Annotated in this window: 16 protein-coding genes; 9 read left to right on the forward strand and 7 right to left on the reverse strand. The window is 63.0% G+C overall.

The features are described 5' to 3' along the window. Window positions 1–10: 10 nt before the first annotated feature. On the reverse strand, window positions 11–436 hold the full coding sequence (gene ndk / locus ISS99_RS16795) for a nucleoside-diphosphate kinase (RefSeq protein ID WP_204632786.1): 426 nt from the start codon (window positions 434–436) through the stop codon (window positions 11–13). Between the two features lie 231 nt (window positions 437–667). Between ndk and ISS99_RS16800 the strand changes: the two genes are divergently transcribed. The 3 genes from ISS99_RS16800 to ISS99_RS16810 all read left to right on the forward strand — a co-directional run bounded on the left by ISS99_RS16800 (window position 668) and on the right by ISS99_RS16810 (window position 5,140). Then, window positions 668–1,324 carry a TetR/AcrR family transcriptional regulator gene (locus tag ISS99_RS16800; protein WP_204632787.1) on the forward strand — a complete coding sequence of 219 codons (657 nt, stop codon included), beginning with the start codon at window positions 668–670 and terminating at the stop codon, window positions 1,322–1,324. 83 nt (window positions 1,325–1,407) lie between these two features. Next, window positions 1,408–3,795 carry a 3-hydroxyacyl-CoA dehydrogenase/enoyl-CoA hydratase family protein gene (locus ISS99_RS16805; protein WP_204632788.1) on the forward strand — a complete coding sequence of 796 codons (2,388 nt, stop codon included), beginning with the start codon at window positions 1,408–1,410 and terminating at the stop codon, window positions 3,793–3,795. Window positions 3,796–3,934: 139 nt separating this feature from the next. After that, a complete protein-coding gene (locus tag ISS99_RS16810) occupies window positions 3,935–5,140 on the forward strand; it encodes an acetyl-CoA C-acyltransferase (protein WP_204632789.1) in 1,206 nt (401 codons plus the stop codon). A 64-nt stretch (window positions 5,141–5,204) separates the two neighbouring features. Here the strand turns inward: ISS99_RS16810 and ISS99_RS16815 are convergent, their stop codons facing one another. After that, on the reverse strand, window positions 5,205–5,846 hold the full coding sequence (locus ISS99_RS16815) for a hypothetical protein (RefSeq protein WP_204632790.1): 642 nt from the start codon (window positions 5,844–5,846) through the stop codon (window positions 5,205–5,207). Window positions 5,847–6,161: 315 nt separating this feature from the next. On the opposite strand from ISS99_RS16815, the gene ISS99_RS16820 reads away from it, so the two are divergent. The 3 genes from ISS99_RS16820 to ISS99_RS16830 all read left to right on the forward strand — a co-directional run bounded on the left by ISS99_RS16820 (window position 6,162) and on the right by ISS99_RS16830 (window position 9,521). After that, window positions 6,162–7,604: a DHA2 family efflux MFS transporter permease subunit gene (locus ISS99_RS16820; protein ID WP_284343801.1), complete on the forward strand. Its 1,443-nt coding sequence runs from the start codon at window positions 6,162–6,164 to the stop codon at window positions 7,602–7,604. Window positions 7,605–7,720: 116 nt separating this feature from the next. Further along, on the forward strand, window positions 7,721–8,422 hold the full coding sequence (locus tag ISS99_RS16825; RefSeq protein WP_204632791.1) for a pirin family protein: 702 nt from the start codon (window positions 7,721–7,723) through the stop codon (window positions 8,420–8,422). Between the two features lie 91 nt (window positions 8,423–8,513). Continuing rightward, complete coding sequence (locus ISS99_RS16830; RefSeq protein WP_239538135.1) at window positions 8,514–9,521, forward strand: NAD(P)H-quinone oxidoreductase; 1,008 nt, start codon at window positions 8,514–8,516, stop codon at window positions 9,519–9,521. A 90-nt stretch (window positions 9,522–9,611) separates the two neighbouring features. Here ISS99_RS16830 and ISS99_RS16835 read toward each other — a convergent pair whose 3' ends face one another. Both ISS99_RS16835 and ISS99_RS16840 read right to left on the reverse strand, forming a co-directional pair. Further along, a complete protein-coding gene (locus ISS99_RS16835) occupies window positions 9,612–9,869 on the reverse strand; it encodes a hypothetical protein (RefSeq protein ID WP_204632792.1) in 258 nt (85 codons plus the stop codon). A 133-nt stretch (window positions 9,870–10,002) separates the two neighbouring features. Next, a complete protein-coding gene (locus tag ISS99_RS16840; protein WP_204632793.1) occupies window positions 10,003–10,695 on the reverse strand; it encodes a response regulator in 693 nt (230 codons plus the stop codon). Between the two features lie 142 nt (window positions 10,696–10,837). Here ISS99_RS16840 and ISS99_RS16845 point away from each other — a divergent pair, with 142 nt between their 5' ends. Continuing rightward, window positions 10,838–11,479 (forward strand): response regulator, encoded by a 642-nt coding sequence (locus tag ISS99_RS16845; protein WP_204632794.1) that lies wholly within the window; start codon window positions 10,838–10,840, stop codon window positions 11,477–11,479. Window positions 11,480–11,499: 20 nt separating this feature from the next. Here the strand turns inward: ISS99_RS16845 and epmA are convergent, their stop codons facing one another. Further along, window positions 11,500–12,468 carry an EF-P lysine aminoacylase EpmA gene (gene epmA, locus ISS99_RS16850; protein WP_204632795.1) on the reverse strand — a complete coding sequence of 323 codons (969 nt, stop codon included), beginning with the start codon at window positions 12,466–12,468 and terminating at the stop codon, window positions 11,500–11,502. A gap of 6 nt (window positions 12,469–12,474) precedes the next feature. Beyond that, on the reverse strand, window positions 12,475–14,862 hold the full coding sequence (ligA, locus tag ISS99_RS16855; RefSeq protein WP_204632796.1) for an NAD-dependent DNA ligase LigA: 2,388 nt from the start codon (window positions 14,860–14,862) through the stop codon (window positions 12,475–12,477). 159 nt (window positions 14,863–15,021) lie between these two features. Here ligA and ISS99_RS16860 point away from each other — a divergent pair, with 159 nt between their 5' ends. Together ISS99_RS16860 and ISS99_RS16865 are read left to right on the forward strand one after the other, a co-directional pair. Further along, window positions 15,022–16,452, forward strand: coding sequence for an MFS transporter (locus ISS99_RS16860; protein ID WP_204632797.1), 1,431 nt, complete (start codon window positions 15,022–15,024; stop codon window positions 16,450–16,452). A gap of 80 nt (window positions 16,453–16,532) precedes the next feature. After that, window positions 16,533–17,732: a cation:proton antiporter gene (locus ISS99_RS16865; protein WP_204632798.1), complete on the forward strand. Its 1,200-nt coding sequence runs from the start codon at window positions 16,533–16,535 to the stop codon at window positions 17,730–17,732. Here ISS99_RS16865 and ISS99_RS16870 read toward each other — a convergent pair. Next, a complete protein-coding gene (locus ISS99_RS16870) occupies window positions 17,714–19,129 on the reverse strand; it encodes a cryptochrome/photolyase family protein (protein WP_204632799.1) in 1,416 nt (471 codons plus the stop codon). The two genes, ISS99_RS16865 and ISS99_RS16870, sit on opposite strands and share 19 nt — an antisense overlap. Between the last annotated feature and the right edge of the window lie 28 nt (window positions 19,130–19,157).

Raw genomic sequence — 19,157 nt, forward strand, 5'->3', positions numbered from 1 at the left:
GCGTCACATCTCAGCGCGGGAAGACTTCGGTTGCAGCGAAGAAATAAGCGATTTCCACGGCGGCCGTTTCGGCGGCATCCGAACCGTGCACGGCATTCGCATCGATCGAGTCGGCGAAGTCGGCGCGGATGGTGCCCGGAGCGGCATCCTTCGGATTGGTGGCGCCCATCAGTTCGCGATTCTTCAGAATGGCGTTCTCGCCCTGCAGCGCCTGGATCATGACCGGACCGGAAATCATGAATTCAACCAGCGCATTGAAGAACGGACGCTCGCGGTGCACTGCGTAAAAACCTTCCGCTTCTTTGCGCGACAGATGCTTCATCTTTGCGGCAACGACTTTCAACCCGGCCTTTTCGAAGCGGGCGTAGATTTCACCGACGACGTTCTTGGCGACGGCATCGGGCTTGATGATGGAAAGGGTGCGCTCCAGCGCCATACGGTCTGCTCCGGGTATGCGGATTATTTTTGGTGGGCGGCCCGACTATTCAGCCAGGTGAATTTAGAACTAAATGCGTCGCGAAATGCGGATTTAGCGCACGAAAGTTTGACAGATTCTAGCCCATAAGCAACCCCACCAATGGCTTGGCAGCGCGGCCCGGACAGGTCCGACAGGCCCACACCCCCGATAAACAAAACGATCGTTTGACTGGTCCCGAGCCTCCCGCGTATGCTCAAACGATCGTTTGATTCGATCGGATGGGCGCTACCCGTGAACAGCTCCGCTTCCACCAAGGAACGCATCCTTACCGCCGCCGAGGCGCTGTTCGCCCAGCGCGGCTTCGAAGCCGCCTCGCTGCGCCAGCTGACCGCCGCGGCCGGCGTGAACCTGGCTGCGGTCAATTACCACTTCGGCTCCAAGGACAACCTGGTCGAGGAGGTCTTCAAGCGCCGCCTGGACCAGCTCAACAACCGGCGCCTGGCCGCTCTGAAGCAGGTGACCGCACAATCCGAGACCACCCTCGAAGACGTGCTGGGCGCGTTTATCCGCCCTGCCCTGGATCTTTCCCACGACGGCGGCGGCGGCCTGTTCATGCGCGTGCTGGCGCGCGCCTTTGCTGAACACGACGACAGCCTGCGCAAGTTCTTGTCCGACAACTATGGCCACGTCATGCGCCAGTTCACCACTGAATTCGCCAAACTGCTGCCCGGACTCAGTAAAGAAGAGCTTTACTGGCGGATCGACCTAGTCACCGGCGCGCTGACCCACGCCATGTCGGGCTTCGGCATCATCCAGCGCAAAAGCGACGTGAGCGAAACCACCCACCGCGAACAGACCGCCGAGCACCTGATCCGCTTCGCAGCGGCCGGCCTGCGCGCTCCCTGACCCCCAGATTCCTGTCACCGGCCGGCCACGGTCGTCCCGCAACCTGTTTTCCCTACCTGTTTCGTTCGTACTCGGAGAAGCCAATGACCGCTCCATCTTCATCCCCGTCAGCGCTACGCATCCGCAAGGCCGCGGTGCTCGGTGCCGGCGTCATGGGCGCGCAGATCGCCGCGCACCTGACCAACGCCAACGTCGAGACCGTGCTGTTCGACCTGCCCGCGAAGGACGGCCCCAAGAGCGGCATCGCCCTGAAGGCGATCGAGAACCTGAAGAAGCTCTCCCCGGCCCCGCTGGCCGACAGCACCCGCGCGGCCGCCATCATCCCGGCCAACTACGAGGACGACCTGGAGCACCTGAAGGACGTCGATCTGGTGATCGAAGCGATCGCCGAACGGATGGACTGGAAGCTGGATCTCTACAAGAAGATCGCTCCCTACGTCTCCAAGACCGCCGTGCTGGCCAGCAACACCTCGGGCCTGTCGATCAATGGCCTGGCCGAAGCCCTGCCGGAAGAAATGCGCCATCGCTTCACCGGCGTGCATTTCTTCAATCCGCCTCGTTACATGCACCTGGTCGAGCTGATCCCGACCCGGCTCACCAATAAAGATGTGCTGGCGGGCCTGGAAGCCTTCCTCACCACCACCGTCGGCAAGGGCGTGGTCTACGCCAAGGACACCCCGAACTTCATCGGCAACCGTATCGGCGTGTTCTCGATGCTGGCCACCATGCATCACACCGAGCAGTTCAAGCTCGGCTTCGACGTGGTGGATGCGCTGACCGGCCCGGCCGTGGGCCGTCCGAAGAGCGCCACCTACCGTACCGCCGACGTGGTCGGCCTGGACACCATGGCGCACGTGATCAAGACCATGGCCGACACCCTGGCCGATGATCCGTGGCACGCATACTTCAAAGCTCCGGTCTGGTTGAGCGGCCTGATCGAACAGGGCGCGCTGGGCCAGAAGACCGGCGCCGGCTTCTATCGCAAGGCGGGCAAGGACATCGTCGTGCTCGACGTCGCCAAGCGCGACTACCGCGCGTCCGAGCAGAAGGCTTCGGATGAAGTGGCTGCGATCCTCGCCATCAAGGATCCCGCCGAGAAGTTCGGCAAGCTGCGCGCTTCCAGCGATCCGCAGGCACAGTTCCTGTGGGCGACCTTCCGCGACCTGTTTCACTACACCGCCTATCACCTGGCCGACATTGCCGACACCGCGCGCGATGTCGACTTCGCCATTCGCTGGGGCTACGGCTGGAAGCTCGGCCCGTTCGAAACCTGGCAGGCTGCCGGCTGGCAGCAGGTAGCCGGCTGGATCGCCGAAGACATCGCCGCCGGCAAGGCCATGAGCAAGGCGCCGCTGCCGGCATGGGTCACCGATGGCCGCGCTGGCGTGCACGGCAAGGAAGGTTCCTGGTCCGCCGCGTCCAGCAGCTATAAGCCGCGCTCGCAGCATCCGGTCTACCAGCGCCAGCTGTTCCCCGATCCGATCCTCGGCGAGAAGTTCGACCAGGGCAGCACGGTGTGGGAGAACGACGGCGTGCGCCTATGGACGCTGGGCGACGACGGCGTCGGCATCATCTCGTTCAAGACCAAGATGAATACGGTCAACGACCAGGTGCTCGACGGTATCCAGCACGCCATCGGCATCGCCGAAGAAAAGCTCAAGGCTGTGGTGATCTGGCAGAACAGCGAACCCTTCTCTGCCGGCGCGGACCTGAAGGGCGCACTGGGCTTGCTGCAGGCCGGCAAGATCAAGGACTTCGAAGCCATGGTCGCCAACTTCCAGCGCACCAGCATGTGCATCAAGCACTCGCTGGTACCGGTGGTGTCGGCGGTGCGCGGTCTTGCACTGGGTGGCGGCTGCGAATTCCAGATGCATTCGGCTCGCACGGTTGCGGCGCTGGAAAGCTACATCGGCCTGGTCGAAGCGGGCGTGGGCCTACTGCCGGCCGGTGGCGGCCTGCATGAACTGGCCGTGCGCGCTGCGCAGGCCAACCCGGCCGATCCGTTCGAATCACTGAAGAAGGTGTTCGAAACGGTCGCCATGGCCAAGGTTTCCGCCAGCGCACTGGAAGCCAAGCAGCTCGGCTTGCTGCGCGATAGCGACATCGTGGTGTTCAACGCCTACGAACTGCTCTATGTGGCCAAGAAGGTTTCGCTCTCGCTGGCCGAGAGCGGTTACCGCCCGCCGCTGTACAACCGCAACGTTCCGGTGGCCGGCGATGTCGGCACCGCCACGTTCAAGGCATCGCTCGCCAACTTGCAGGCCGGTTATTTCGCTTCCGAACACGACGTCGCGATCGCCACCCGCATCGCCGACACCCTGTGCGGCGGCGCGATCGAGCGCGGTTCGCTGGTGGATGAGGAATGGCTGCTGGAACTGGAGCGCAAGCATTTCGTCGAGCTGGCGCAGACCGAAAAGACCCAGGCGCGCATCGCTCACACGATGACCACCGGCAAACCCTTGAGGAACTAAACGCTCGTCGCCCCGGCGAAGGCCGGGGTCCAGCGACTTTCGCACGCACCACAAAGACACTGGTTCCCGGCCTTCGCCGGGACGACGAACAAACCAAACGGCGTCGCTGCACTCTGCGCGACGCCACGGAGCCAAGACCATGACCAAGCAAGTGCAAGACGCCTACATCGTCGCCGCCACCCGCACCCCGGTAGGCAAAGCGCCGCGCGGCGTATTCCGCAACACCCGTCCCGACGACATGCTCGCCCACGTCATCCGCGCCGTGATGGCGCAGGCGCCGGGCATCGATCCGCATCGCATCGGCGACGTGATCATCGGTTGCGCCATGCCGGAAGCCGAGCAAGGCATGAACGTGGCGCGCATCGGCCTGCTGCTGGCCGGCCTGCCCGACACCGTGCCCGGCGTCACCGTCAACCGCTTCTGCTCGTCCGGCCTGCAGGCCGTGGCGATGGCGGCCGACCGCATCCGTCTGGGCGAAGCCGACCTGATGCTGGCCGGCGGTACCGAGAGCATGAGCATGGTGCCGATGATGGGCCACAAGGTGGCGATGAATCCGGCCATCTTCGACAACGAGCACATCGGCATCGCCTACGGCATGGGCATCACCGCCGAGAACGTGGCCAAGCAGTGGAAGGTGTCGCGCGACGCGCAGGACGCCTTTGCCGCGCAAAGCCACGAACGCGCGCTGGCCGCAATCAAGGCCGGCGAGTTCAAGGACGAAATCACCCCGTTCCAGCTCGACGATCACTATCCCGACCTGGCTACCCGCGGCATCAAGGCCGACAGCCGCGTGATCGACACCGACGAAGGCCCGCGCGCCGGCAGCACGCCGGATGTCCTGGGCAAGCTCAAGACGGTGTTCCGCAACGGCCAGTTCGGCGGCACCGTTACCGCCGGCAACTCCTCACAGACCTCCGACGGCGCCGGCGCTGTGCTGCTGGCCAGCGAGCAGGCGATCAAGGATTACAACCTTACCCCGCTGGCCCGCTTCGTCGGTTACTCGGTGGCCGGCGTGCGTCCGGACATCATGGGCATCGGTCCCAAGGAAGCGATTCCGAAGGTGCTCAGGCAGACCGGCATCACCCAGGACCAGCTCGACTGGATCGAACTCAACGAGGCCTTTGCCGCGCAGGCACTGGCCGTGATGGGCGACCTCAAGCTGGATCCGACCAAGGTCAATCCGCTGGGTGGCGCCATTGCTCTCGGGCATCCGCTGGGCGCCACTGGTGCGGTTCGCGTCGCCACCTTGCTGCACGGCCTGCGCCGCCGCAAACAGAAGTACGGCATGGTAACGATGTGCATCGGTACCGGCATGGGCGCTGCAGGGATTTTCGAAGCAGTCTGATCTGCGCATTCTGATGCGTAACGAAAAACGGCGCCTGCTTCCAGGCGCCGTTTGTTTTCCTGCATTACCAGCTTCGTCCATCCGTAACCCGGAAAGGCGTGTCGCCGTACGCCGGCCAACCATGCCAGCTGCTTTGCTTGCTCCCCCCCGCCTCGACGACGAATAGCACGGCGCCGGCTTCCAACGTCGAGGTTTGCTCGCTAACAACCAACCCACCGCGAGAAGTTCGCGCGAAATCGCGCACGATTTTATTGGTGCTTCGCCCGGGAAGATCGCCGGCATCGTTGTACTTGGCCACCATGCGTGCGACGCCCTGGACACACTGGAATTGCGCCCCCCAGGGCATCACGAAACGATCGACGTGATCCTGGTAATAGATGGCGACATCCACGCCCTGGCCGCCTTTGGGAACGTTCAATTCAACGTATTGAATGCCCTTTGAGCCGGAATCGGGCATCGGGTGCTTTGCCCAGCGGGCCAACGTGGGACCAAGCTGCTCGGCCCACAGGATGACGGGCTCGCGCGCTTCGGGTGGCTTGATCGCATCAACTCCGGCATTGCTATATCTGCCCGTCAGCTCAGAACAATCGGAGGTCGGGCGCAGGCTTCCCCAGTCATTGGGATAAGGGGTTATGGCCTTGGTAAAGATGAGGCATGAAGACAGCGAAACCGCGAGGGATATGCCAAGCAAGAAGCGGAGGGGCACTCTGAAACGTGCGATGTGCCCAACGACCCGACGTGAAGTCATTTATCCACCCATGGAAACCGGATTCCCTGAAGTCGACGATTATCGCAAGACGGCCGCTTTTAGCTATCCCGCACGCCTCCCGTTCCGGGCCAGATGAATCAATGTCGACAAACGTGCCGACCTGCTCTTGTAACAACTTTCTAACAGGCGAATAATAGAGATGTTGCGGCGCACAACCCCAGTGTGCCGCCGTTTCGAGCGTTCTCGTTGATCCTCGCGTCAGCCTGACGCAGGCGAGCTGCGCTCGTCCAGGAAATCCGCGTGTCCGTGCCGATCGAGGAAAAGGTTGACGCTCCGGTGGCATCCCAACCGGCGTATCCCGATTACCGCGTCATTTCCCTGATCGTCGGCTGCGCCATCTTCCTCGAGCAAATGGACGGTACGGTACTGGCAACCGCCCTGCCGACCATGGCGCACGATTTCGGTGTTACCGCGCCGGCCATGAGCGTGGCGGTAACCAGTTACCTGCTGGCGCTGGCCATTCTGATTCCGGTGAGCGGCACGATTTCAGACCGCTTTGGCACCAAGCGCGTGTTCAACAGTTCGATGGTGGTGTTCATCATCGGCTCGATCCTGTGCTCGCTCACCCACAGCCTGCCGGCCATGGTGGCTGCACGCCTGCTGCAAGGTACCGGCGGCGCGATGATGGCGCCGGTGGGGCGGCTGATCATCCTGCGCACGGTGGAACGCCGCCACCTGGTGTCTTCCATGATGTGGACGCTGATCCCGGCGGTGCTGGGCACCATGGCCGGGCCGCCGCTTGGCGGCTTCATCGTGCAATACCTCGACTGGCGCTGGATTTTCTACATCAACCTGCCGATCGGCGTACTCGGCTTCTGGCTGGTGCGGCGATACGTTCCCGTCGTGCACAGCACCGGCAAGCCTGCGCCGTTCGATTGGCTGGGTTTTTCCCTGTGCAGTATCGGGCTGGGATGCCTGCTGTTCGGGTTGGAGAGCTTTGGCGAAAACACCGATCTGCGCAACGCGTTCATGCTCGTGGCGATCGGCGCGGCGGCGTGCGTGGCCTATGTCAGGCATGCGAAGCGACGCGCTCACCCGGCGGTGGACTTGACCCTGTTGCGGATCGATTCGTTTCGGTTGTCAGTCATCTCCGGTTCGCTGATGCGCATCACCCAGGGCGCCCAGCCATTCCTGCTGCCGCTGTTGCTGCAAATCGGCCTGGGTTTCTCTGCCCTGCACAGCGGCCAGCTCATCCTGGCGATCTCGCTGGGGGCATTGCTAGCGCGTGCCATCACCACCCGCCTGTTGCGCTGGATCGGCTTTCGCCGTGCGATGGTCTACAACGGCGTACTGGCCAGCCTCAGCTATGCGGTTTGCGCTTTTTTCCAGGCCGACTGGCCGTTCTGGCTGATGTTCGGGCTGCTGATGATTTGCGGCGTCGTCATGTCGATCCAGTTCACCGCATACAACACCATTGCCTACGAAGCCGTGCCGACCGATCGCATGAGCGCGGCCAACAGCTTCTATTCCACCTTGCAGCAATTGATGCTGTCGATCGGTGTGTGTTGCGGCGCATTGATCCTAAAAATCGCCATGGCCACCAGCCACAACAGCGAGCCCAGTCGCATCAATTTTTCGGTGGCCTTTCTGGTTGTCACCGCCATTTCGCTCAGCTCCACGCGCTGGCACCGGTCCTTTGCGCCCGATGCCGGACACGAGTTGAGCGGACATCGGCACCGCGCAGGCGATCACTAAAAGCGCGGCAGCCTGAGGAGTAAGGCCAGGGACACACTGTTTCCCTGGCGAGAGTTCTGCATCGCCGCGCGCAGGCTTATCTTGTACGGCATCCGAACTGTCCATCAGGTGCTCTCATGATCGAACGACGCTCTTTCGACAGCCTTGGCGGCGCCGACCACGGTTGGCTCAAGGCCAAGCATCATTTTTCCTTTTCCAGTTATCACGACGGCCTGCGCATGGGCTGGGGTGCGCTGCGTGTGTGGAATGACGACAGCATCGCCTCGAACACCGGCTTTCCGCCGCATCCGCATGCGGACATGGAAATCATCACCTATGTACGCGAAGGCGCCATCACGCATCGCGACAGCCTGGGCAATGAAGGCCGTACCGAGGCGGGAGACGTACAGGTGATGAGCGCCGGCAGCGGCATCACGCACAGCGAGTACAACCTCGAATCGGACACTACCCGCATCTTCCAGATATGGATCATTCCGGACGAGCGCGGCCAGGCTCCGTCGTGGGGTGCCAAACCCTTTCCCACGGGAGAACGTTCCGGACGCTTCGTACCGCTGGCCAGCGGATTCAAGGAAGACGCCGACGCCCTGCCCTTGCGCACCAACGCGCGCGTGCTCGGCGCCACACTCAAGGCCGGCGAAACCGCCACGTATGCCTTGGGCAAGCGTCGCTATGCGTATCTGGTGCCGGCCAAGGGCTCGGTGGAGCTCAACGGCTTGAAGATCAACGAGCGCGACGGTGCCGCCATACTCGACGAGCCGGTGCTGGAAGTGAAAGCACTGGAAGACGTCGAACTGGTGCTGGTCGATACGGCACCCTGACAGCCCCTTGTACTCGGTGCGTGCGCACCCATAGTCAGGCGATCCGCCGCGTGCCCTGGAACGGCACGCGGCTTGCGAGGGACTGAAGACTATGACATCCATGCAAGCGATCGAAATCAGCCACTTCGGCGGACCCGAAGTATTGCGGCTGGTGCAACGGCCGGTACCGCAGCCCGGCCCAGGCGAAGTGCTCATCAAGGTTGCCGCTTCAGGCATCAACCGCCCGGACGTATTTCAACGCGCCGGCCATTACGCGCCGCCTCCCGGAGCATCCGACCTGCCCGGCCTGGAAGTCGCGGGCGAGCTGATCGACGGCGATTTCAGCAGCGGCAATCCGTTTGGCCTCAAGCGCGGCGACGCGGTATGCGCGTTGCTGGCCGGCGGCGGCTACGCCGAGTACGCCGTGGTGCCGCTGGGCCAATGCCTGCCCGTGCCACAAGGGTTGAGCGTGCTTGAAGCGGCTTCGCTGCCGGAAAACTACTTTACGGTGTGGAGCAACGTGTTCGACCGCGGCGGCCTGGGGCGAAGCGAAGACGGTTCGCCCGAGAGCCTGCTGGTGCAGGGCGGCTCCAGTGGCATCGGCGTTACGGCCATCCAATTGGCACGTGCTCTGGGGCATCCGGTATTCGCCACCGCCGGCAGCGATGAAAAATGCCGCGCATGTGAAACGCTCGGCGCACGCGCCATCAACTATCGCACCGAAGACTTTGTCGAGCGCATCAAGAACTGGACCGACGGCCGCGGCGTAGACGTGATCCTGGACATGGTGGCTGGCGACTACATCGGACGCGAGCTGGAATCGCTCGCCGAAGATGGACGCCTTGTCATCATCGCAACGCTCGGCGGCGCGAACGCCTCCTTTGATGCCGCCAAACTGATGCATCGCCGCCAGACTGTCACCGGCTCCACGTTGCGCAAGCGTTCCACAGCCTTCAAGGCAGCCATCGCCAACGAGCTTTACGAACGCGTCTGGCCGCTATTTGCCGAGCGCAAACTTCGGCCGGTCATCCACGAAGTTTTCCCTGCCGCCGACGCCGCTGCCGCCCACGCATTGATGGAAAGCAGTACACACATCGGGAAAATCATGCTGCGATGGTAGATCGCCGACCATCGCGGCATGTCGCCGATGGTCGAACCGGCCAATGCCTCGTCGGTGCTGCACGGGCTGCGCGAATAGCACAGGAAGGCCCTAGGAACCGCTCTTCTTTTTAGGGCCTTTGGCACGCTCCACTGCGTACTTGGCTGCCGATTCCGCAACGGCGCGCGCCGAGGGATAAGTCGAGCCCTCACAAGAACGCAACCAGCCTTCCGCCGTGCGCTTTTGCTGTTGCGGCGACTGGAACATGAAGTCATTGAGCTGATCCATGAAGACGTCGCGCTGTGTTTTGCTAAGCGTGCTGTACCCGAGCAGCACGGTAGAGACGGCGGTGTCTTGCGGCTCGTCCATAAATCCCTTGTGTACGTAAAACGCCAATTGGAGATAGGCCCCGACTGAACAAAGGCTATCTACATACAGAACGATCCGCTATAGGACGTTGCCTATCGAATCCTAAGTTTAGGCGTACATTACGTAGGGTTTTTCACACAGACTCATCGTCGCACTGCAGATTTTTCTGTGATGTCTGAGATGCCTGCACCAAGCCGTTGGCTTGGGCATATTTGAAAATGTCCGCGTCGTGTTGAAGCCCGAGCTTCTTCATGGCAGCCATTTTCTGCGCGCTGATTGTCTTGCTGCTGCGCCCTGCCCGCACACCGATTTCCGATACGGTAAGCCCTTCGGCATACAGGCGAAGCACCTCGGTCTCTCGCTTGCTCAGCCGCTTGGTCTTGTCGTCAGCGTCGTGTATGGCGGGTGCCTGTTCCAGCAATTGCTGGATCTTCGGCGAAAGATAACGATGGCTCAGATGCGCCATGCGAATAGCGGATTCAACGTGTTCGAGATCGTCCGATTTGCTGACAACCCCCATCGCTCCTACATCCAGGATGCCTTGCATGACCCCGTGATTTTCTATACTGGTAAGCACGATCAGGCGGATGCTGGGAAAACGCCGCTTCATGAAACGCAGCAACGTAAGACCGTCGCCATAGCGGCCGCCAGGCATTGAGAAGTCGGTCACCACCACGTCGCAACTGAACTTGCCGAGCAGCTCGACCAATTCAGAGGAATGGGTAGCCTGCCCCACCAAGGTGATTCCGCTCGCGCTGGACAACAGATGCTCCATCCCCGCAAGCAGCGTCGGATGATCATCAGCTATGGCAACCTTGATGGTCAAAATAGGCTCCTTGCGCCCGTTATCCACTAGTACGTAGCTTAAGCTAGCACAGCCGGAGATGCCCAAGCTGACGGGTTGTATTACGATAAAACAGCAACACAGAGCCTTTCTTCCGTCGATTCAGCGAACAGGTATAACCGGGATGGATAACCGTATTCGCATCGTGCTCGCCGACGACCATCCGGTCATCCGCCTGGGCATCGAAGCCACGCTGGACGACATTCCCTCCGTTCGCCTAATCGGCTCGGCCGTCGACTCGACCCAATTGGTCTCCCTGCTCGATGCCCACCCCTGCGACGTGCTGGTTACCGACTATGCCATGCCGGGCGGCCGCTACGGCGACGGGCTGGAACTGGTGAGCTACCTGCGCGACCGCTACCCGGAACTGCAGATCATCATCATCACCAGCATGGACAAGACCGTGCTGATCCGAAGCCTGCTGGCTTGCGGCGTAGACGCCATTCTCAGCAAGGCCGACGACATGGTGCATTTGCGCAGCGCCGTGCAAGCGGTGCACAGCAAGCGAAAATACTTTTCGCCGCGCATCACGCAGCTGATGAAATCGGCACCCTTCACCAACTCCTCACGCCTCTCGCCCAGGGAGCTGGAAGTCATCAAGCTTTACGTGGGCGGCACGAGCATCAACGGGATTGCCGAAAGACTCCAACGCAGCAAGCAGACCATCAGCACGCAAAAAGTCAGTGCCATGCGCAAACTCGGCATCGACAACGATGCCGACCTGTTCAAGTACGCAACCGAATTGGGATTGGCGCAACAGGCCTGATAGCGGCCCGCACCACTTCATCAGGCCTGCGAAAACGGAAAGGCCAGCACGTCTCCAATCCGATCCGTGCTTGCCAGGCACATCAGCAACCGCTCGACGCCCATCGCCACGCCGGCGCAATCGGGCATCCTGCCGAGCACGGCCAGCAACTGCTCATCAATGGGCATTTCGCGCAGCTTGCGTTCGCGTCGCCGCACGTTGTCGCGTTCGAAACGGATGCGTTGCTCGACGGGGTCGTTGAGCTCGTGGTACCCGTTGGCCAGTTCGTAGGGGCCAAGGTACAGCTCGAACCGTTCGGCCAGCGGCGGGTCGCCGGGCCGGATGCGTGCAAGCGCCGACTGGGTGGCCGGGTAGTCGTGGATCACCGTGATTCGGTCGCGCGGAAAGTTCGGCTGCAACTGGTGAGTCATGAGCAGGTCGAGCCAGTCGTCGCGGGTAAGCCCTTCCGGATCGATGTGATACCGCGCCAACGGCGCGCGCAATTCGTCGATGGGCGCATGCAAGGGATCCAGGCCCAACTCATCGATGTACAGCTGGCGATAGCCTTCGATCAGTACCTCGGCGCGGCGCTCCTTCATGGCCAGCGCGCATTCCACCAGGGTGATGGTTTCTTCCATCAGCTGGCGATGCGTCCAGCCGACGCGATACCACTCCAGCATGGTGAATTCGGGATTGTGCCGCTCGCCGGCTTCGCCATTGCGAAACACGCGGCCCAATTCATAGCAATCGCCCACCCCATCAGCGAGCAGGCGCTTGAGCGGATGCTCCGGCGAGGTGCGCAACCAGCGTTCGCGCGCACCCGCATCGACGTGACCGCTGAACGGCGCGCTGAAACTCTCGATGTTCGGGTCGGTGTTGCCGGCCGCCGACAGGATCGGCGTCTCCACTTCCAGTACGCCGCGTTCGGCGAAAAAAGCCCGGATCATGGCGTAGAGCTGGGCGCGCCCCTGCAGGCGCTGGCGGAACGGGGTAACGTTGTTGACGGTCATGACGAATCAGGTTCCGTGCTGCTTGAACAGTGCGAGCAAACGCGCTTCGTCCCACACTTCGACACCCAGTTCCTGAGCTTTGTCGAGCTTGGAGCCGGCCGCTTCGCCAGCTACCACGAAACTGGTTTTCTTGGACACGCTGCCGGCGACTTTCGCGCCCAGCGCTTCCAGTTTTTCCTTCGCTTCATCGCGCCCTAAGTTGGAAAGCGTACCGGTGAGCACCGCCGTCTGGCCGGCCAGCGGCAAAGCCTCGCCACTGCCCTCGCGCGGCGCGGCGGCAAGCAGGCTGAGCATGGCAGCTTCCGCTTCCTCGAGGCTCGCGCGCTTACCGTCATCGGCCAGGAATTCGTCCAGGCTGGCCGCGGCATTCTGCGGCAAGCCAGCGGTGATCCAGTGTGCGCTACCGCCGGCCCGCAGTTTGCCCAGCGTCGAAAAATGCGTGGCAAGCAACTCCGCATTGCGCCGGCCGATGCCGTTGATGCCGGCGTCTTCCAGCAACGTGGCAAAGCTCAGCTTTTGATGCAGGCGGGGTGACGGATCGCTCTCGTCGCCAAGCACGATGCCCGCGGCCAGCAAAGCGTCGACGACGGCGCGATTGCCCTCCTGCCGGAAAAACGCCGCAATGGAGCCGGCCACTTCGCCGCCGATATCCGGCAATTCGCGCAGAATCGGTGCCGGCACGCTGCGCACCCACGACAGGCGTCCCAACCAGCCGGCCAAAGTCTTGGCCGTGCTCTCGCCGATGTGCACGATGCCCAGTGCGTAGAGAAAACGCGGCAACGTGGTTTTCTTGCTGGCCTCGATCGCCTCGACCAGGTTATCCGCCCACTTGGTGGCGATCTTCCCGGCCTTGACGGTTTCCGGCACGGTGCCGTCGCGCTCGTCGGCGCGGCGTTTCATTTCCAGGAAATGCTCGAGGGTGAGCGCGTACAGATCCGCCGGCGTGTGCACGTAGCCGAAATCCACCAGCGCCTCGACGAAACGCTCGCCGAGGCCCTCGATGTCCATCGCACGACGCGAGGCGAAATGAATCAGTGCTTCCTTGCGTTGCGCGGCGCAGATCAATCCGCCCGAACAACGCCATGCCGCCTCGCCTTCCTCGCGCACCAATGCCGAACCGCACACCGGGCAATGCGAGGGCATGGTCCACGGGTGGGTCTTGGCCGGGCGATGTTCCAGGATCACGCGCACCACTTCGGGAATCACGTCGCCCGCACGACGCACGATGACGGTATCGCCCACGCGCACGTCAAGGCGCGCCACCTGGTCGGCGTTGTGCAAGGTGGCGTTGGTGACGGTGACACCCGCCACCTGCACCGGCGTAAGGCGCGCGACCGGCGTGGCCGCGCCGGTGCGGCCGATCTGGATCTCGATCGCGTCGACGGTCGTGCTTTGTTCCTGCGCGGGAAACTTGTGCGCAATGGCCCAGCGCGGTGCACGCGACACGAACCCCATTTCGCGCTGGCCGGCGTAATCGTCCAACTTGTAGACCACACCGTCGATGTCGTACGGCAGACTGTCGCGCTTGGCGCCGATCCGCTTGTAGTAGGCGATCAGGCCTTCGAAGCCCTTGGCGCTGCCCGCTTCAGGAGAAACCGGAAAACCCCAGTCGCGCAGCTTCTGCAACGTCTTGGAGTGCGTATCGGGAAGTTCGCCCCCCTCGACCACGCCTACGGCATACGCGTAGAAGCTGAGCTTGCGCTTGGCCGTGATGGCCGGATCGAGCTGGCGCAGCGAACCGGCCGCACCATTGCGCGGATTGGCCAGCGGCTTTTCGCCGTGCTCGCGCGCGTAGGCATTGAACGCTTCGAAATCCTTGCGCAGCATGATCACTTCGCCGCGCACTTCCAGCACGCGCGGCCAACCCTCGCCGCGCAAGCGCAGGGGGATCGCCCGCACGGTGCGCAAATTGGCGGTGACATCCTCGCCGGTTTCGCCGTCGCCGCGTGTCGCGCCCTGCACGAACAGGCCGTTTTCATAGCGAAGGCTGATGGCCAGGCCGTCGAGCTTGGGCTCCACCGAAAACTCCGGTTGGCTGCGCCCCAGCGTCTGTTCGATGCGCCGTTCGAATTCGGCCACCTCGCGGTAGCGCTCGCGATCGTCGTTGCCTTCCTGTTCGAAAGCATTGCTCAACGACAGCATCGGCAAGGCATGCCGGACCTCCGCAAACCCGCCCATCGCCCTGGCGCCGACACGGCGGGTCGGCGAATCGGGCGTGGCCAGCTGCGGGTGTTGCGTTTCCAGCGCTTCGAGCTCGCGCATCAGTGCGTCGTACTCGGCGTCCGGGATTTCCGGGTCATCCAGCACGTGGTAGCGATAATTGGCGTGCTCGATCCGCTTGCGCAGGTCGTCTGCGTGCTGAGCCGGCTGGAAGGTGGCTGACGATTTGCTCATGCGGGAAGTGTAACGATTCGACCGTGACGGATGAGGGGCCGGATGGCATGGAAACCACCCCGGGCCAACGGGTCCATCCCCACCGGCCGATGAAATCTGGCTAACTCCGGCACAACGTTCTCCGAGCAGGTAACTGTCACAGCAGGTATCATAGCGTCCATGTCTTCCTCCCCTCCCGTATCCACCGCCACCGCCGACGCGGCGGCCGCGGGTATCGGGCTTTCCTCGCGCGAACGCTACCGTGGCCTGACCTGGCTGGTTTCCGCGGCTTTCTTCATGCAGGCGCTGGATTCGACCATCGTCAACACAGCCGTGCCCGCCATCGCCCATGCGCTAGGCGAAACGCCGCTGGACATGCGCAGCGCGCTCACCAGTTATGTGCTGACCCTGGCGATCCTGATCCCGGCCAGCCCCTGGTTGTGCGACCGCTACGGCACGCGCCGGGTGTTCGGCGCGGCCATCAGTGTGTTTGCCATCGGATCCCTGCTCTGCGGTATCTCCCAGACGTTGCCCGAACTGGTGCTTGCACGCGTGCTGCAAGGCTGCGGCGGCGCGGCGTTGATGCCGGTGGGGCGCTACGTGCTGGTACGCAGCATCGACAAGCGCGAGTTCGTGCAAGTAATGAGCACGGTGGCCACCTTCGGCCTGCTCGGTTCGGTGCTGGGGCCGCTGCTGGGCGGCGCGCTGGTGGAATACACCAACTGGCGCCTGATCTTCCTGCTCAACGTGCCGGTGGGCATCGTGGGGCTTTGGCTCAATCAGCGCGAAATGCCCGAGTACCGGCTGGACAAGGCCAATCGGTTCGACCTGCTGGGCTTTCTGCTGTTTGCCGCCGCCTCGGCCCTGCTGCTGGCGGCATCGGAATTCGCCGCCGACCCGACCATTCGCTGGATGTGGATGGGTTCGCTGGTGGTGTTGGCGATCCTGTTCGGTGCCGCCTACGTGCGGCACAGCCGGCGCACCGCTCACCCGGTTGCCGATCTGGGCCTGCTGCGCATACGCAGCGTGTGGGTGGCGCTATCGGGCAACCTGCTTACCCGCCTGGGCGTCAGCGGCATGTTCCTGCTGATCGTGCTGTTCCTGCAGGTGGGCTGCGGCTGGTCGCCGTTGATGGCCGGCCTGATGATGGTGCCGCAGGCATTGGGTTCGATCAGCGCGAAATGGCTGGTGAACCGCATGCTGATCCGCCTGGGCTATCGCCGCCTGTTGTTCGGCAATACCTTGTTAGTCGCACTGTTGCTGGCTTCGTTCGCTTTGCTCGGCCCGCACACGCCGATGGGGTTGATCGCCCTGCTGGTGTATGTGTACGGCGGTTTCATGGGCATGCAGTACACGGTGATGAATACGCTGATCTACACCGACCTGGACGTAACGCATGCCTCGATGGCGTCGTCGATGGCGTCCACCACCCAATATCTGTCGATGAGCTTCGGCATCGCTCTCGCCACGATCCTGATGCAGACGCTGTTGCACGGCCAGGGTGCCGGTGCCTATGTCGTTGCATTCCGCTGGACGGTGGTCATCCTGGCCGTCATCACGGCGGTGGCCAGCCGCGTCTTTGCGCGGTTGGATAAAAACGTTCCTGTATAGGCCCTAGGGCAAGTTCAAGTGCCATATCCGCCACGACCGGGTAGCATGGCCCGAATGCTCATGATCGATGGACTCCGACCATGCACCATGCCAATGAAATCCTGTTCTCGCTGTTCATCGTCTTCGTGGCAGCGCAGATCGGCGCGGAAATCGCCCAGCGGCTGAAGCTGCCCGGCGTGGTCGGCGAAATCGCCGCCGGTTGCGTGATCGGCCCCTCCCTGCTCGGCTGGATTACTCCGGATCAGGTCGCCGTCGGCACACCGCTGGATGTGCTCTCGGAAATCGGCGTGGTGTTGCTGCTGTTCTCCGTGGGCCTGGAAACACGACTGGAAGACCTGAAGAAAGTGGGCAAGGCCGCGTTCCTGGTCGGCGTGCTCGGCGTGCTGCTGCCGTTCGCGATGGGCGGCGTGTGGGCGCATGGCAGTGGCTACGACTGGGGCAAATCGTTGTTCGTCGCCGCCGCGTTCGTGGCCACTTCCGCCGGCATTACCGCGCGCGTGCTGCAGGAACTGGGCGTGCTGCAGCGGGTGGAAAGCAAGGTGATCCTCGGTGCGGCGGTGATTGATGACATTCTCGCCATGCTGCTGCTCGGCGTAGTGGTGTCGCTGCAGGGCGGCGAAGGGTTCGATCTCACCCATCTGGTCATGGTGCTGGCCGGCGCGATCGGTTTTATCGCGGTGATCGGCTGGGGCGGTACGCGCGTCATGCGCTGGAACTCCACCTGGCTGGACAAGCCTCGCAACGCATATTCGCCGCTATTGATCGTGCTGGCGCTGTGCCTGGGGCTGGCCTACGTGTCCACGCTGTTCGGCCTGGCCGCGATCATCGGCGCGTTCCTGGCCGGCATGATCGCCTCCGAAACCCGCCAGCAACATACGCTCGAACAACAGATCCAACCCTTGCTGGCCCTGTTGACGCCGTTCTTCTTCGTGCTGACCGGCAGCAAGATCAACCTGCATCAACTCGCCAGCGCAGACGCGCTCATCGCCTTGTCGGTGGTGACGCTGATCGCCATCGTCTCCAAGCTGCTCGGCGGCTTTCTCGGCGCGCTATCGCTGGGCCGCAAGGGTGCGGCCATCGTGGGCTTCGGCATGGTGCCGCGCGGGGAAGTGGGTGTGGTGATCGCCAGCCTCGGGCTCGCGGCCGGCGTTTTCAGCGACCAGATGTACGCGATCATCGTGGCGATGTCGTTGCTCACTGCCATGGTCACCCCGCCCATTCTCGCGTGGCTGCTGCGCAGCACGGTGAACGAGACCGCAGATCAACCGCGCGACGCCTGATACGCCGCCAGCGCAGCCTGCCGCGATAGGCCAAGATCGATCATCGGGGCGGGATAGCCGGTCTGTTGCAGCAAGCCGCGGTCTTTCCACGGCTCATGCAGCGTGCTCTCCGGCGCATCGCGCAACTCCGGTAGCCAGCGACGCAGATAAACACCCTTCGGATCGAATTTCTGCGCCTGCGACACCGGATTGAACACGCGGAAATACGGCGCGGCATCGACACCGCAACCGGCCACCCATTGCCAGCCCATCGTATTGTTGGCCAGGTCGGCATCCACCAGCGTGTCCCAGAACCAGCGCGCGCCATGCAGCCAATGCTGGCGCAGGTTCTTGGTGAGGAAACTGGCCACCACCATGCGCACCCGGTTGTGCATCCAACCCGTATGCCACAGCTCGCGCATGCCCGCGTCCACCAGCGGAATGCCGGTGCGGCCCCGTTGCCAGCGGCGCAGTGCTTCGGGATCTTCTGCCGCCCAGGCAAAACCGTTGAAGCGCGGATTGAAATGCTCGTTCGTCACCTGCGGAAAGTGATAAAGCCAATGCTGCGCAAATTCGCGCCAACCCAGCTCGCGCAAGTAAGGCTCGATATCCACCGATCTGTCGGCACGGCGCTGGCGCAACATCGTCAACAAGCCGTGATGAATCTGCTTGGGCGTGATTTCGCCAAAATGCAGGTGCGCGGACAAGCGTGACGTACCGTGGCGTGCCGGCACATCGCGTGCAGTGGCGTAGTCGCCGATGGCGTCATCGGCGAACAATTCCAGCGCGTCGCGGGCGCCCTGCTCACCCGGGGTCCAGTGTTCGCGCATGCCACCGTCCCACGGAATCGACGGGAGCAAATCCAGCGCGCCCAGAGACTCGCCACCGTCAAGGACCATGGCAGGCGGGCGCGCGGGAGCAGGCAAAGGCTCGCTCGCATCGATCAAGGTGCGCAACTTGCGCCAGTACGGCGTAAAGACGCGATACGGCTGCCCTTCCAGAGTCGTCAGCTGCCACGGCTCCTGCCACGAGGCGCCGCTGAAGCTGCGCACGGCGATGCCGTGCTCGCGCAAAGCCGCCTTGATCTGCGTATCGCGAGCGATCGACGCCGGTTCGTACGAGCGATTCCAGTAGACGGTATCCGCCCCCGTGCGCGCCGCCACCTCCAGCAACGTCGACAGGCTGGCGCCACGCCGCAGGTGCAGCGCGCCGCCACGATGGCGCAAGTCGGTATCCAGGGCCTGCAAGCTGTGATGCAGCCACCAGCGGCTGGCCGCTCCCGGCTGCCAGCTGCCCTCTTCCTGCGGAGCGTGGATATAAAGCGGCACGACCCCGGCGTGATCGGCGCACGCCTGGTACAGCGCCGCGTTATCGGCAATTCGAAGATCCCGGCGAAACCAGACGATGGCGGTGCTCATGCCGACAGTGTGCCGGCATGCGCGCCCC

The organism is Dyella mobilis, assembly GCF_016904945.1.
Lineage (GTDB): Bacteria > Pseudomonadota > Gammaproteobacteria > Xanthomonadales > Rhodanobacteraceae > Dyella_B > Dyella_B mobilis.